We start from the raw sequence: 14,357 nt of genomic DNA on the forward strand, positions 1-14,357 counted from the left end.
GTCTCGGGCTTCGCATCGGCGCGCCCTGTAGCGGCGCAAGAGGTCTGGCGTCCCCGCCGTTCCTGGAGCACAATACCGGGAAACCAACGAGGACGTCGGAGAGGAATGCTCGGCCCGTCAGCACTGACGTTCATGTGTGGGCTGCTCGCGGGCGCCGTCCTCGGCGTCGCCGGCCGCGCCGGCCGCTTCTGTACGCTCGCGATGCTGGAGGACGCGTTCTTCGGCGCCGATACCCGCCGGCTCAAATCGTTCGCGCTCGCGGCCGCGGTGGCGCTGGTCGCAACCCAGTTGCTCGCCAGCTTCGGCCTGATCGACCTGTCGCGCTCGATCTATTTGACATCCTCGATTCCGCTCGGCGGCGCCATCATCGGCGGCTTGTTGTTCGGAATCGGGATGGCCCTCGTCGGCACCTGCGGCTTCGGCACGCTGGTCCGGATCGGCGGCGGCGACCTGCGCGCCATCGTCGTGTTCCTGGTGCTGGGCGTGTCGGCCCTGGCCGCGATGCGCGGGCTCACAGGATTCCTGCGCATCTCGCTGATCGAGCCGCTCTCCATCCGCCTGCCCGAGACCATGACCCAGGGCATGGATGCGCTGCTGTCGTCCGCACTCGGCTCATATGCGCGGCCGCTGACCGTATCCGTCGCAGCAGTTGCGCTCGCGGCCTGGGCACTGGCCGACGGGCGCCTCGTGAGATCGCCGCGCCTGCTGCTATCCGGCCTCGCCGTGGGCTTCGCGGTGGCGTTCGGCTGGTTCGCCACCAGCTGGCTCGGCAATGACGATTTCGATCCGGCGCGCGTGGCATCCCTCACCTTCGTTGCCCCGCTCGGCAACACCGTGCTCTACATCGCCACGCTTTCGGGCACGCACGCCGACTTCGCGATCGGCTCGGTCGCCGGCGTGATCCTGGGCTCGTTCGTCGCGGCGATGTTTTCGCGCGTCTTCCGCTGGGAAGCCTGCGACGACGCGCGCGAGCTGAAGCGTCACATGACCGGCGCACTGCTGATGGGCACCGGCGGCATCATGTCGATGGGCTGCACGATCGGACAGGGCCTCTCGGCCTTCTCGACGCTGGCGGTCTCGGCACCGCTGACGATGCTGGCGATCACCTGCGGCGCACGTCTCGGCCTCGAATACACCATGACCGGCGAATGGCGCCCTGCCGTGCGCAACCTGCTGCGTCTGACATCGTGACGGGCGGCTACGCTCGCGCAAGGTGCGAACTTGCTCCCACGCCTGGCCAATGACGCTGTGCCGCAGGCAAGCGGACCGTGGATTTCGTCCGTTCCCTCGACGCTTTCAGTTCAACGCAAGCTTCGCAAATTGACTGCCCACTCCCAGTGGCCGTCTGGAGCGCAGTCCCCCTGATAATCCTCGGATCGTCCGACGCCGCGCTTCACGAGGCGGCACCGTCCTCCTCAGCTGCACAGCAGCTTACGGGGATGAAACAGGGATGCAGAGGCACAAACCAAAACTCCCGCAGCCTCATCGGCTACGGGAGTGTCGGTCTCAATGGTTGCGGGGAGGTGCAGCCACTGCTGGCATAACAAGACTACTTCTTTGATTTTCCTGGGTATTAGAGAATTCAAGGATACCCATCAACTCGCCGCGCAGCTCGGCATGGACCTCGCCACGTTTCTTGCCGGGAGTGAGTACGATCTCGCCGATGAGCGAGCGGAGCGCCTCGGCGGCCTCGCGTCCGCCATCCGGATCGGCGAGCGCCTCGGTGAACCGGCCGACGTTCTTGCGGTAGACGTTGGCGATGTTGGGATGCATGTCGGGAATGTCGGCGGGAGCCTCTGACAGGCGCTGTGTGATCTCCGCCTTCTGCCGTTCAAGCTCGTCGATCCGCGCCTTCATCGACGGCTGGTAGAGGCCGTCCTCGATCGCTGCGATGATGCCGGCAACGGCCCGCTCGATCTTCTGAAGCGCACGGTGGTCTGTTTCCGCCCGTGCCCGCCGGTCGTGGTTGAGGCGGTTCATCTCCTCGGCATAGGCACGCACCGCTTCTGCGACCGCCTCGGAGGAGACGAGGCGATCCTTCAGTCCCGCCAACACCCGCGCCTCGATCTTCTCGCGCATGATGGTGCGGTTGTTGGCGCAAGTTCCGCGACGATGATGGTTGAGGCAGCCATAACGATTCGGCGTCAGTATGCCGATCTTGCCGCGGCAGCAGCCACAGGTGAGAAGGCCGGAAAGGAGGGAGACGGGCCGGTTGGCGAGGTGCAGCCGCTTGGCCCTGCCCTCCCGCGTATTGGCCGGGTTGGGGCCAAAGAGTGCCGAGATTTGCTGCTGCCGCGCCCGCGCGGCCTGCCACAGTTCATCGTCCACGATCTTAAGATGCGGCACCTCGATCCTGATCCACTGGCTTTCCGGATTCGGCCGTGACACGCGCTTGCCAGTCGCTGGATCCTTGACGAAACGCTGCCTGTTCCAGACCAGGACTCCGGCATAGAGTTCGTTGTTGAGGATGCCGGTGCCGCGCGAGACGTGGCCTCGGATGCTGGTGTCGCCCCAGGCCCGGCCGAGCGGGCCGGGAATGCCGTCCTTGTTCAGTTCGACCGCGATGGCCTTCGGGCTTTTGCCGGCGGCAAAGGCGCGGAAGATGCGTCGGACAATCCTCGCCTCCTCCAGGATGATCTCGCGATCGCCCCGGATCGGCTCACCGTTGGCGTCGAGCCCCTTCATGACGTTATAGCCGTAGCAGAGGCCACCGCCGGCCTTGCCCTTCTCCACTCGGCCGCGCAAACCGCGATGGGTCTTGAGGGCGAGGTCCTTGAGGAACAGGGCATTCATAGTGCCCTTGAGGCCAACGTGAAGCTCGCTGATCTCGCCTTCGGCCAGGGTGACGATGGAGACGCCCGCGAAGCGCAGATGCTTGAACAGCGTGGCGACATCCGCTTGGTCACGAGAAATCCGGTCCAACGCCTCGCCCAACACGACATCGAACAGACCGCGTTGCGCATCCTGCAACAACAACTGGACGCCGGGCCGCAGGATCATGCTCGCGCCCGAAATCGCGGCGTCGTGATAGGTGCTCGTAACCTTCCAGCGCTCGCGCCTGGCGTGCTCTCGGCAGAGGCGGAACTGATCCTCGATCGAGCTTTCTCTCTGGTTGTCGGACGAATAGCGGGCGTAAAGCGCAACGCGGGGCATAACGGTCTCCGTTCTGTCTAATCCTTGCCGGCCTCGTCCTCCGCATCGTTCTTGGCTTGAGGCCTGTTATCATTGGCGGCGCTGAGCGCCGCGAACTGTCTCCGTGCAATCCGGCGTCCGATCAGCCGGGCAATGGTCAACGTCACCTGCTCCAACTGTCGCCGCGTCTTGTTATCCGGCTTGCTCGTTCCATCCTCCGGACCTTGATTGTCGTTGGCCGGTCTGATGTCGTCCAGCTCCAGTTCTGTGTCATCTGCCATGCCGTCGCTCGCCCGATTGGTGAAGTCAAACGAGCATCAAGCGGACGAATTCAGGAACAGAAGACCAATAATCCTGCCATCGTACGGGAGCGCGCAGATACTTACGAACGGCCGTTTTGGCGTAGATTTCGAACGCATCACACAGCCTGCAAAGCCTTCTGCACTGCCTTCGGGCGCGCTGGATCGCGAGAAGATACACGCGTGTCGGCCCCTCCGGCTGTCGCGACCTTGCTCCGAATGGCATAGCGTATTGAGCGCTGAATCCGAAGCGAGCTGCGAACTCTTCCTGCGTCATGTCTAGGCGCACCCGGATTGCCTTCACGTTGATCTTGTTCTTCGTCCTTTTGTGGAGCCGAGATGTGGCACGATGGTCGTAGGTCGCAGATATCCGTTAAACCGCCTTCGTCTGGGGGGGGGGCGTCGCGGTTCGACCAGGACTTCGTTTCCACATCCCGCTCGTAGGAAGACGCGCAATCGTTAGCCAGGATCAACAACACGATGCGGAATAGCGAGACCAACGGCCGCACAAATCGCGCGTTCAGTCGAGAGCAGCAGCAGCCGGTAGCCATCCTCCTCGTAAAGGGGGTACTGGCCAACTTCATAACACTCGCGCACATACTTTAGCGCCGCGGCCGCGCCTTTGAGGCTTCCCGGCACGATGCCGGCGAGCTGACGCGAGGCCTTCATCTCAGCCCGGCCGAGTGCGCCTTCAGCCTCGCAGAGGCCACTTAACTTGGCCTCCAGCTCGGCCCGCCTGCTGCAGGGCGCACGGCGCAGCTCGCGCTCGGCAGCATCCTGCTCGGCGAGCAGGCGCCCCAGTTCCTCAAAGACTCGGCGGTGGCCCTCGATGGCATCGAGGACCGGGTCGGGCAAGGTCGAAACGCCAACACTTTCAGCCCGTGAGGCCGTGATGACCCCGGCCAGGATGGCGGCGCCGCCGGTGACAAACTGCCGGCGCCGAACGGCCGGGCTGGCAGGAAAGATTGAACGACTCGTGGTATAGGCAGAATCAGCCTGAGACATGGCACTCTCCATGTTGAGGGTTAGGCTCGTACAGGTGTCTTCAGCACCTGTGCGGGCCGCTTGCCTGGCCTGTAGCGGCCAGTGCCGCGAATCGAATCACGGCCGATTCGTTACGTCAATGGATATCCGGTTTTCACTCACGGCCAGGCCGTGTACCCATAAACCCTGCGGCGCGATGCGACTAAAGCAATGTCTGCTTTGTCCCTATAGCGACCGACTTCGTGCAGAACCGCAATATGTCGCGATGGGTCGATCGCGACGGCTTTGCCCGATCTCTGGCAGGTACGGTCTACTCCCTCACTCGCGTGGCGGTGACCTGCGCGACACTCGGGCCCTGAAACCCTCGTCGCCAACACAATCGCGGAGCGCGCGACGCTGGACAGCGTCGGGCAGGTGATCGTGGCCGAGTGTCGCGCGGCTTTGCGCGGACGGATCGGTGTTCGGCCGTTTGATCCCGCGCACGGCAAGCCCGTGGTGCCGCCGAAGGGGCGGCTGCGGGATCGTTCTCTCGCTTCGTCCTTCGCGAAAATGATCCCCCTGCAATAAACAATTGGTTGGCGAGTCTTAGGGCGACTGGTTGCGGCGCAGACCAGATGTGGTAACAATTGACATCGGTCGCTTTTTCTCCGGACGTGGTCTAGCTCCGAGATTGCTATGATTAATATCATCGCGAGTGTCTTTGGCTTCGCCGTTTTCTTAGTGACAATTATTGGCTTTTCGTTCTTCGCGCTCGACAAGTTTCTTAACTCTCAAAGCAAGGCTGGCCTCAAGCAACGGGTTATAGAGTTTTGGTATCGCACTGCCTCGCTCGAATTCTACCAACAGTTTACCGAAGCTATGAGGTCACGCTATAGCCAAGTTCGTCAGTTGCGAAGGGTGTTTTTGGTGGCTTTTGCTCTAGTTGCCGTTGCAATAGCGCTGCTAAATGGAATTGCCGCGTTTATTGCGCCACCCGACCAGACGATTTCGTATTATGAGGCGCGTTCAGAACAGTACTTTAAGAGTATAATCGAGACGGCTATCTCAACAGAGATCAACGCCGATCTAACAGATGAGTGGCCCCCAGATATTGGCTTAGGAAGCACAGGCGACCAATGCACGAAGGCCATGGGCACTTATTTTACTTGGGTGCTGTACTCGACACTAGAAAAGCGTGCGTCCTTTCGACGTTTCTTTGATGCCCATCGCAACGATAAATGGTCCATTCGACTTTTCGGTGGAGTGGTCAATTTCACCAGCCTTCTGTTATATTCTCTACCTTTGTTAATTGGCCTTCTTGCTTCGTTGAATCTAACCGTCTGGATCCTTTCGCGCATAGTTCAATCAAAGCTCGCATTCATTTTCATTCTATTCGCAGATCTCTTGCTTGCCGTTGCTGTGCCCGCTCTTCTTTCATCGGTGATGATAGTTTCGATGGTGGGGGGATGGAACGCAGCGTTGTTCGTTTCGAGGGTCTCTTCCTCTATGAACCCTTCGTGGACAACAATAGGACTTTCTAAGATCCAGGACGACGCGCTTCAAAATGCGCACAGTGCGCGCTTGGTTGTAGAGCTGGCGAGTGGATTGTTTTCGATCGCTGAACTAAACGTCGCCCAAAGATTCTGGCAGTTTACGGCCGGAAACATAGCGTTGTTCTTTAGTCACCTTAGCCGTGTTATGTCGTTCGACTTGGCGATTAGTCCGCATAAGGCGTTGGTCAGCTATGCTATCGGGATCGATCTACTATTCTCGCTCTTATACGTAGTACCGTGTTTCTTCCTAGTTCTGATGCGGCGCAGTCAATTTTCGCGAGCGATCTTCCTCAATTTTGTCCAGTGGGTGGCGGAGCATCCGAAAGGCGTTCTCTTGGCGCTCGAGGAGACTTGTACCTCGTTTACCCGATATATCAGCGGCATCGGTAAGCGATGACCTAAGTTTCTTTGTCTAACTTCGAAGTGCGGTTTCGCGGAACCTCCAGCCAAACAATTTCGTTACAATGCCTGATATTTCTTTTGATCCCGGTATGAAATTCCACCAGAGGAGGCCCGATTGGTCTCTCGCGTCGCGATGATATGCGACAGTCTCGGGTTATGGAAACTCGCGTCGTCAACACCATCCCTGAGTGGCGCTATCAGGCCGCCGTCATCGCCCGCCTCCACGACATGGAGCACCGTGGCTTGCCCTTCACATGTGCCGGTGACATGAACCGCGCTAAGCGCAGCCGTCGCGAGCGCATGGAGGCCAAGGTCACGGGGAGGACTGCCGGTGAGGCCGACGTGCGGGTCTATATGTTCGGCGGCCGTCTGCTCTCGATCGAGCTGAAGACGCCCGCCGGGTCGCGCTCGAGGGCGCAGAAGGATCGGCACAAGAAGCTGATCGCGCTCGGCTTCACCATCGTCACGCTCAAGGCCGACACCCCCGAAGAGATGGCGGACATGGTGGAGCAGATCGTGCGGGACCGTCGCTGATGCAACTCACGCTGAAGCTCGATGACGCGGAGTGGCGCAAGCGTATCGAGCATTTGCGCACGAGCAGCGTCAACACGGCAACGGCGAAGGCCCTCACGTTCACCGCGAAGAACGCCCAGGCTACGTTGAAGGCGGAAGTGACCGGCCTGTTCGTGCTTCGCCGCAACTGGATTCTCACCGGCATCCGCATTCGGCCTGCCAACGGCAACAAGCTCACCGCCGTCGTCGGCTCGATCGACATATACATGGAGCGCCATATCGTCGGCGCGAAAGCGGACAAGCAACCGGACAACAAGCTGTCGATCCGGAGCAGGCGAGGCCCATCAACCGGACGCCTCGCCGCCGGCGGCATCCTGATCAAGCCCTACGGCTCGATCGCCAGCGCGCCGATTAGGCCGTCCGGCGGGATTCCCACTGATACCTTTGGGGAAAGGTCTGGCTCCCAGAGGCGTTTTTCCTTTCTTGAACGTCAACTTCTGATAGCTTTCTGCTTGAGCCGATCATTTCACGTCAAATCCTATTTTGGCAAGTTCAAGAGACTGCTCATGCTCGTTCCGGTGAATCTCCCTGACGGCTCTCAAATACAGACCGATAGCGATAATCCTATTGTTCTGCTCGGACCCAACGGGGTTGGAAAGACGAGATTCGCGGTGGATCTCGCGCAACGAAATAATCCGAATACGGATAGGATTTCCGCCAACAGATTTATTGGCCTAACGGATTTGCCTCGCCAAGCCGATAGCGACCTCAAGAACAATACGCAGGGCGCGCTCCAGCGCCAGCTTCATCAATATTGGGACGTACATAATGAATACACTTACCTCATGTCCCAAATTCTTGAGGAAGATAAGTCACGAGCGCAAGACTACCGAGCGCATCATCTAGAAGGCAGAGAGATTCCAAAGGAATTATCCGACACGCGCCTTCGCACTATCACTCGTCTGTGGGAACGTCTGTTTCCCAACCGAACGCTCAAAATGGACTATACGCCAACAGTCACAAGGTCCGGGTCCAATCCCTACCCGACCGCGCAAATGAGCGAGGGAGAGCGAACAGCGTTGTACTTGATCACCCGCCTTGTCAGCTCCAGCGCATCGATCGTCATTGTGGACGAGCCGGAAATCCATTTTCACCCGCTGTTGGCGCGGCGCTTTTGGAACGAAATGGAGGCTCACAAGAAAGACACCCTGTTCGTCTACGTGACGCATGACATCCCGTTCGCCCTTTCACGCTCTCACCCGAAAATCTACGTCGTTAGATCGCCAGGAACGTTTGATGAAATCGCGGACACCCAGATCCCAGATGACGCGATAAATACAATACTTGGTGCAGCTTCATTCTCAATCACGGCAACTCGGCTGATATTTTGCGAAGGCGGCCTCGACGATGAAGATCATCGACTGCTCAAGGCTTGGTACGACTGCCCCAACACAGCCGTGATTCCAGTCGGCGGCTGCGGCAACGTTAAGCAGTGCGTTGACGTCTTCAACAGCAATCGAGCAACGAAAAACGTCGAAGCCTACGGTCACATCGACCGCGATGATTGGTCGGAGGCATACCTGACCTCACATCATCGTATCAAAGCACTCCCCATCAACGAGATTGAGGGAATTGTATGCTACGAACCAATATTTAAAGCACTAGCAGCTTTTTACAATCTAACCGACATCGACGGGCGCTATCAGGCTTTCCTTACTGCAGCCAGAAACTCTGTTCGCGGCTTCATTCTGAACAAGCATGCCCTGAACCGAGCTAAACTGGTGCTTGAACTCGAACAACAGCAAATGCGCAACTCAGTAGCGCCCAACTCTGATCTCGCGGTTATGAAATTGGCGTTTTCATCGGGGGTTCCGGCAGCGTCAGAACCTGAGCGAATACTTGATCAAGAAATTCAGCAGTTAACCGCAGCCCTTAATACTGACGAGCTGCTCAAAAAATTCCCAGCAAAAACCTATCAGGCAGGATTTCAGCACCAGATGCAGGTGACGACAAAAAAAGCGTTTGATGATGTGTGCGCAATCCTAGGCACGAGCGATGCCGACTTATCGCAAGAAGCTAGCAAGGCAGCCCTCAAAACGGCCCTCATCGCAGCATTGGAGCCACACCTTTTCAACCGCGTTGTCTAGCAGATTCAAAATGAAATCACTTACACTTCCTGGGTGTCCAGATGTTCGACGATTCACCTGTATTGGCTACATAAGCTTTTGCGTTTCATGTGGTACTGCAAAACCGCTAGCTTTGGATGTCCCGCGCGGATATCCTACGCGACCAGGTTTGTATGGCCTGCCATGAAAGAACGGCCGCCCTTGCTGCAATAGCGTGTGTCGGTTTCCTCCGGAACAGATCGCGGCCTGCGATGCGTTGAACGTCCGCTGTTGTGAAGGGTTTCGGATGCCGGCCGCTTGATGGACGGCGCCGCGTGTTCGGCGGCCGGCGTCCGAAAGCCTCCAAAGGAGGAAACCGCGCTGGGGGGACGCTAGGACGATGCCGCATAATCGAGCTAAATCGCGTCAAACAACCTTCAGACGATCAGTAAGGGCGCCTATGGGATTTAGTGTTTGGCGGCACCTGTACTTTCAATGGCTTGGACGTGGTAAAAATGCCAACTCAACACAACCTAAACGCTAGTCAATCGATTTTCGAATCTCCTGAGGGAAACTGATCTCTATCGATCGGGAAAGCCCGCGGAGCTACCGAGCCGAAACTGTTTCGAGTTGCTCGTCAAGAGCATCACTGGACTGGGTCCAACGAGCGCGATGGTGCACACAATCACGGTCGAGAATGCCGGATTCGAGTTGGCTCTTGTGCAAGGGGGGGGTGCTCCGCAACGAACTTCCAGATCAGCACGTCCTCAATCATCGGATCATCGCCAGCTACGGGCTAATTGCGCCGCTCGTCACGATGAGCCGTCGCCTATTGCTTCGCCGTGTCGCAAACTGCGGCGTTCTACCGCGCGAGCGGTTTAGTCCTTTGACCACGAACGGACATGCGGGAGTGGCGCGGAACTCTCCTTGCATGGTCGCAGAGGGTTGGCAACGCGGTATTATGGCGCAAATTCGGCAAGCCTCACGGCGGCGGGACGCGAGCGCCGATGACGATCATCAAAACGTCTCGCATCGTCTCGTCCGGGTGGCTTTGGCGATCCCGGTTAACTTCAATCACCATCGGGATGTTGTGTAGTGCGTTGCCCAATGCGAGTGCCGCAGCGGTTCTTTGGGCTTCCTGTGCGGTGCACAGCTCACCGCGTGTTCGGATTGGTTGGCTCCGGCCATGACGCAGGCCATCTTCGGCCCGCTTCCCGAATGGTTGATAAGTCGGAGGATACGATGATCGATGATGAATGGCTTCGCGCGTTGGGGCAGGCCGTGTTGTATTTTTCGTTCCTTGAGACGGCCGTCGTCGCGATCATAAGCTCCTTAACTCCCACTGATCCAAGCTATATGGAGAAGGCCTTAGACGGCAGAAAGACCGCGGGCCAAGTTGGAAAAGACCTCAAGAGGTCTATCGACAAATTGCCGAAAGGAAACCGTCGATCTGAGTTAGAGCAATTAGCCACCAGATTTGTCGCCGCCGTGGACCGACGGAACGATATGCTTCACGCGATGCCCGCTTCGCTTGGAGGAGAGCACACCCATCTGGTCCGTCTAACTCGGGACAAATTTGTGGTGTGGTCGACATCCGAGCTTTTAAGGGCGGCGAATGAATTCGAACAGCTCGCAGATGATCTCAACGCCGCGCACTTCCAAACTAAAGCTCCGTAACCGAATAGGCGCGCATGGGCCGTTAGCTAATGCGTTGAAGCTGAGTGCGGCTCTTGGATCGCGCGGAATTGTCGGGTGGTCTGCCTGATGTTAGTGGCCGGGCAACGTCCGATAAGGGCTGGAAGGGGACGCTGCTGACTTGATCGAAGATTCAGCTTCGGGTCAGATGTCGCCTTTCGGTCCTGCCGTGCACTACTTCCGGTTGGCTCCCGGAGCGGGCATCGCCCGTGCAGGCGACGGACAGGCATGTCGGACGCCACGCCGCGGGATCGGCGATCCATCTGTTGATGTCAGATTCCCGCCAGCCTGCGCCGTTGACGCTGATCCTGAGTTGGGCCGGGAATGTGCCTTCGCCGATCTTGCGGTAGATGGTGGATCGGGACAGGCCGGTACGGGCAAGAACGGCTTTCAGGCGGACGATCCGGTCTGGTTCGCGCATGGCTGCGCTGCCTCCTGCTGACTGCTCCTGATCTAGACAGAGCAAGCAGTCGCGCGCGCAAGAGCGTTTTTCAAGGCGTCGTACTGTGGCGTGCAGACGGCGGCAAACAGGTCGGGTCAACGTTCGAGGCCTCGGTCTCTTCCAAAGCTTATGCCGTGAGCGAGGGCCAATTGCTGGCCGAGCCGGCCACCTGACTCGAAGGCGATGCCGAGGTCTTTCCTGCGGCTGGCGAGGATGGACTCCAGTTGCGGATCGCGTTCGAGGCCTTTGGCCATGTCGCCCATCGCCGCGCGCGTCGCCCTGTAGCCGGACATGTCGCCGGCCTGATACTGTCGCTGGCTGGTGTGCTCGAGCTTCTGCCAGCGCTCCACGAAACGGGCGGCGCAGCGGCTCGGATCGATGCGCAGTTCGGTCTCGAGCTGGAGCGCGCGGATGGCGCGGTTGAGGCGTCCGCCGGCGGCCTCGCGGACCAGCTCGGGGTTCTTCTTGTAGGCGGCCTCAGCGTCGTGGGAGCCATAGGGACGCACCTTTTCGAAGGCCTGGCGGGCGGTCTGTAGCTCCTTGACCTGTTCAGGGCTCGCTCTGCCGCCCATCTCATGCGTCGCGAAGATCGCATCCACGGCGCGAGCATGGCGCACGAGCGCTCGGGTCCGCACGCGACGGGCTTCCGCTTCGGGATCTTGCGCCACGGTCCTTGCCGGCACTGCGGCTTCGCCCCGGTCGGCTGCCGTGCCGATGTTTTCTCTTTCGGGTGATCCCCGCTCGGGCCGTCGTCCGCCATCCCGGTCGAGCACCTCTCCAGGAACGCTAAGGCCGTCGAACATGCCGCGCAGCTTCTCCGGCACGACCTTGCGCACGATCTCGGCCACGCGCTCGCGAAACGTGATCCCGCGCCGCTCGGCGTAGCTCTGGACGGGATCGGCACGGTCGTAATCCGAGGCCATGTCCTTCGACCGGTCGCGCGACAGGGCACGGTTGAGCCGATCTGCATCGGTGAAATCGTCGCGGCCATAATGCAGGTCCACGCTGTAGCGATGCCGCGACAGGGCGACATAGCTGCCGTGGGCGTCCATGCCGGGCGTTGCCAGTACATGGACCCGGTCGACTGTCATACCCTGCGCCTTGTGGATCGTCGCGGCATAACCGTGGTCGATCCGGTTGTAATCCTTGAGGTCAAAGCGCACGGACCGGCCATCGTCAATCTGCACGGTCATGGATTGCGCGCTGACCAGTTCAATGGTCCCGAGTGTACCGTTCTTGACGCCAAACCCACGCTCGTTCTGCAGGAACATGATGCGGTCTCCGCCGGCGAAGCTTCTCGCGCCGCGCTCGACCGTCACACCCACCTCATTGCCCAGGGCGCCGGCTGCCCGCATCCGTCCGCGCGCCGCCTCGTTCAGCGCGCGTACCTCGTCATTGGTATGGGTCAGGATGATCCGGCTCCGGTCCGGCGAGACCTGCCGGTCGCGGTCCCAGCGCGCGATCAGATCGCTCCTCGCCTGCTCGCGGGTCGTCGCCTCATGCACCATGCCATTGGCCCGATAGGCTTCCAGCGCATGGCCGACTTTGCCGGTCGCCAGATTGCGCGTGGCGTCGCGCTGCCAGTCTTCGCGCTGACGGCGTATTTCGCCGATCTCCGCCCCGCCATGACGCTCATGGATCGCCCGGAAAGCTGCGCCCGCCTCGATGGCCTGCAGCTGCTGCGGATCGCCGACCAGCACGACCTTGGCGCCCGCCTCGGCAGCACGGGACATCACGCGCTCGAGCTGGCTTGTGCCGACCATGCCCGCCTCGTCGATGACGAGCACCTCGCTCGATTTGAGTAGATCACGGCCCTGTTCCCAGCCATGCTCCAGGCTGGCAATCGTGCGCGACGCAATGCCCGATCCGCCTTCGAGGTTTTCTGCGGCAATGCCGGACAGTGCCACGCCCCGGACCTCGAAGCCTGCCGCTTCCCAGGCCTCCCGCGCAACCCCCAGCATCGAGCTCTTTCCCGTCCCGGCATGGCCGACCACGACGCTGAGACCGCGTCCATCCGTAACGTGCGCCAAGGCGTCAACCTGCTCGGATGACAGCACCAGGCCGCGTGCTTCCGCGCGCGCCAAAGCGCCATGGCGAGCCGCGTCGCGGACGTTATGGCGCTCACGGTCCGCTAGCAGCTCAGCAGCGCGATGCAGGCGCTGTTCTGCCTCGACCATTTCGCGGGTTGTGAACCGATCCTCGCCGCGGGCATCCTTGCCCAGCTCGACCAAATCGGGCGCGCCCTGAATCGCGCCCACCACCTCGTTGAACTGGTCGAGCCCGTCACTGTGCCGATGCGCGAACTTTGCAAGGTCACGGCGTGTGAAGGTCGATTGCTGCTGGGTGATCGCGTCCAGTCCAAGGAAGGGATCGGCGATGATCCTCCAGCCGTTGTTTCGCGCGATCTCGCGGTGCATCTCGGCCCGGTCAGCCTCAGCGCCCTCGCCTCCGAGGCCCCGCCCCTCAATGCGCTTGGCGGGTGCGCCGATCTGGCTTTGCGGCTCGAGCGCAATGCCCTGGTCTTCCAGACGGCGGTGGTCGATCCGCGCGTCGATGTCGAGCTCCGCCAGCCGCTCGTTGGCAAGCTCCGCCCAGCGTTCACGCCAGCGCTCGACCAGCTCGGTACGGTTCCAGACCCGCACCTTCTGGCCAAAACCGTTCTCGTCGATCGCGCGCATCGTCAGCATGACATGGGCATGGGGCTTGGGCAGTCCGTCCTCGGCCCCGTCCCAATGCACATTGAGGTCGGCGACCATGCCGAGACCGACAAACTCGCTCCGAACGAAATCGCGGGCAAGCTCAATGCCCTGCTCCTCACTCAGCTCGCGCGGAAGGGCAAATTCGACCTCGCGGGCCAGCTGGGAATCTTTCCGGACTTCGAACGCTTCGACAGAATTCCAAAGCCGCTCCCGATCGCGCCAGGCTTCCGGCGCATTGTCTGGCAGCATCACCTCGGAATGGACGACGCCGCGCTTCCCGGAAAAATCCTGATCACGGCCGAGCCGCTCGTCGCGCAGTCGTGAGGCCGAGCGGTAGGCCGCCGATGCCACCGCGCTGCTCCCGGCCTTTCGGCCGATGACCTTGACGTGAAGATGATAGATCGCCATAGCGGCCAAATCACTGGCACAGCGAAGCGCACGTCGGAACGACGTATAAGCGCGCCCTCCCTCGAAAAATTCTCGGGAGGGATTACACCGTATCAAGCCGTCCTGAAGACCTTACAGCATTCTGTCGGGTGCCCAGCTATCATTTC

The 14,357-nt window shown here is 60.2% G+C and carries 9 protein-coding genes and 1 pseudogene; 5 read left to right on the plus strand and 5 right to left on the minus strand.

The features are described from left to right. Positions 1 to 105: 105 nt before the first annotated feature. Positions 106 to 1,191, plus strand: coding sequence for a YeeE/YedE family protein (locus tag QW845_RS31975; protein ID WP_315805489.1), 1,086 nt, complete (start codon positions 106 to 108; stop codon positions 1,189 to 1,191). A 315-nt stretch (positions 1,192 to 1,506) separates the two neighbouring features. On the opposite strand, the gene QW845_RS31980 is transcribed toward QW845_RS31975, so the two are convergent. From QW845_RS31980 to QW845_RS31990, 3 genes are all read right to left on the minus strand, one after another. After that, positions 1,507 to 3,153: a recombinase family protein gene (locus tag QW845_RS31980; protein ID WP_315805490.1), complete on the minus strand. Its 1,647-nt coding sequence runs from the start codon at positions 3,151 to 3,153 to the stop codon at positions 1,507 to 1,509. 17 nt (positions 3,154 to 3,170) lie between these two features. Then, a complete protein-coding gene (locus QW845_RS31985) occupies positions 3,171 to 3,413 on the minus strand; it encodes a hypothetical protein (protein ID WP_315805491.1) in 243 nt (80 codons plus the stop codon). Positions 3,414 to 3,890: 477 nt separating this feature from the next. Then, positions 3,891 to 4,436 (minus strand): hypothetical protein, encoded by a 546-nt coding sequence (locus tag QW845_RS31990; RefSeq protein WP_315805492.1) that lies wholly within the window; start codon positions 4,434 to 4,436, stop codon positions 3,891 to 3,893. Between the two features lie 654 nt (positions 4,437 to 5,090). On the opposite strand from QW845_RS31990, the gene QW845_RS31995 reads away from it, so the two are divergent. The 4 genes from QW845_RS31995 to QW845_RS32010 all read left to right on the plus strand — a co-directional run bounded on the left by QW845_RS31995 (position 5,091) and on the right by QW845_RS32010 (position 10,644). Then, complete coding sequence (locus tag QW845_RS31995; RefSeq protein WP_315805493.1) at positions 5,091 to 6,344, plus strand: hypothetical protein; 1,254 nt, start codon at positions 5,091 to 5,093, stop codon at positions 6,342 to 6,344. Between the two features lie 161 nt (positions 6,345 to 6,505). Then, the gene (locus QW845_RS32000) at positions 6,506 to 6,883 is read left to right on the plus strand and encodes a hypothetical protein (protein ID WP_315805494.1); all 378 of its coding nucleotides are present in this window, start codon (positions 6,506 to 6,508) and stop codon (positions 6,881 to 6,883) included. After that, complete coding sequence (locus tag QW845_RS32005; RefSeq protein ID WP_315805495.1) at positions 6,883 to 9,009, plus strand: ATP-dependent nuclease; 2,127 nt, start codon at positions 6,883 to 6,885, stop codon at positions 9,007 to 9,009. Before QW845_RS32000 ends, QW845_RS32005 begins: the two co-directional genes overlap by 1 nt. Positions 9,010 to 10,209: 1,200 nt before the next feature. Beyond that, positions 10,210 to 10,644: a hypothetical protein gene (locus tag QW845_RS32010; protein WP_315805496.1), complete on the plus strand. Its 435-nt coding sequence runs from the start codon at positions 10,210 to 10,212 to the stop codon at positions 10,642 to 10,644. Positions 10,645 to 10,894: 250 nt separating this feature from the next. Here QW845_RS32010 and QW845_RS32015 read toward each other — a convergent pair. Next, positions 10,895 to 11,083, minus strand: a pseudogene (locus tag QW845_RS32015) (helix-turn-helix transcriptional regulator); the annotation flags it as partial. A 116-nt stretch (positions 11,084 to 11,199) separates the two neighbouring features. After that, positions 11,200 to 14,211 carry a Ti-type conjugative transfer relaxase TraA gene (traA, locus tag QW845_RS32020; protein WP_315805497.1) on the minus strand — a complete coding sequence of 1,004 codons (3,012 nt, stop codon included), beginning with the start codon at positions 14,209 to 14,211 and terminating at the stop codon, positions 11,200 to 11,202. Positions 14,212 to 14,357 lie beyond the last annotated feature (146 nt).

Source organism: Bradyrhizobium sp. SZCCHNS3002 (genome assembly GCF_032377435.1).
Classification (GTDB): domain Bacteria; phylum Pseudomonadota; class Alphaproteobacteria; order Rhizobiales; family Xanthobacteraceae; genus Bradyrhizobium.

Coding starts and splice junctions, on each gene's coding strand:
- QW845_RS31995 (WP_315805493.1), top strand. CDS start 5,091: ATGATTAATATCATCGCGAGTGTCTTTGGCTTCGCCGTTTTCTTAGTG.
- traA (WP_315805497.1), bottom strand. CDS start 14,211: ATGGCGATCTATCATCTTCACGTCAAGGTCATCGGCCGAAAGGCCGGG.
- QW845_RS31985 (WP_315805491.1), bottom strand. CDS start 3,413: ATGGCAGATGACACAGAACTGGAGCTGGACGACATCAGACCGGCCAAC.
- QW845_RS32000 (WP_315805494.1), top strand. CDS start 6,506: ATGGAAACTCGCGTCGTCAACACCATCCCTGAGTGGCGCTATCAGGCC.
- QW845_RS32005 (WP_315805495.1), top strand. CDS start 6,883: ATGCAACTCACGCTGAAGCTCGATGACGCGGAGTGGCGCAAGCGTATC.
- QW845_RS31990 (WP_315805492.1), bottom strand. CDS start 4,436: ATGTCTCAGGCTGATTCTGCCTATACCACGAGTCGTTCAATCTTTCCT.
- QW845_RS31975 (WP_315805489.1), top strand. CDS start 106: ATGCTCGGCCCGTCAGCACTGACGTTCATGTGTGGGCTGCTCGCGGGC.
- QW845_RS32010 (WP_315805496.1), top strand. CDS start 10,210: ATGATCGATGATGAATGGCTTCGCGCGTTGGGGCAGGCCGTGTTGTAT.
- QW845_RS31980 (WP_315805490.1), bottom strand. CDS start 3,153: ATGCCCCGCGTTGCGCTTTACGCCCGCTATTCGTCCGACAACCAGAGA.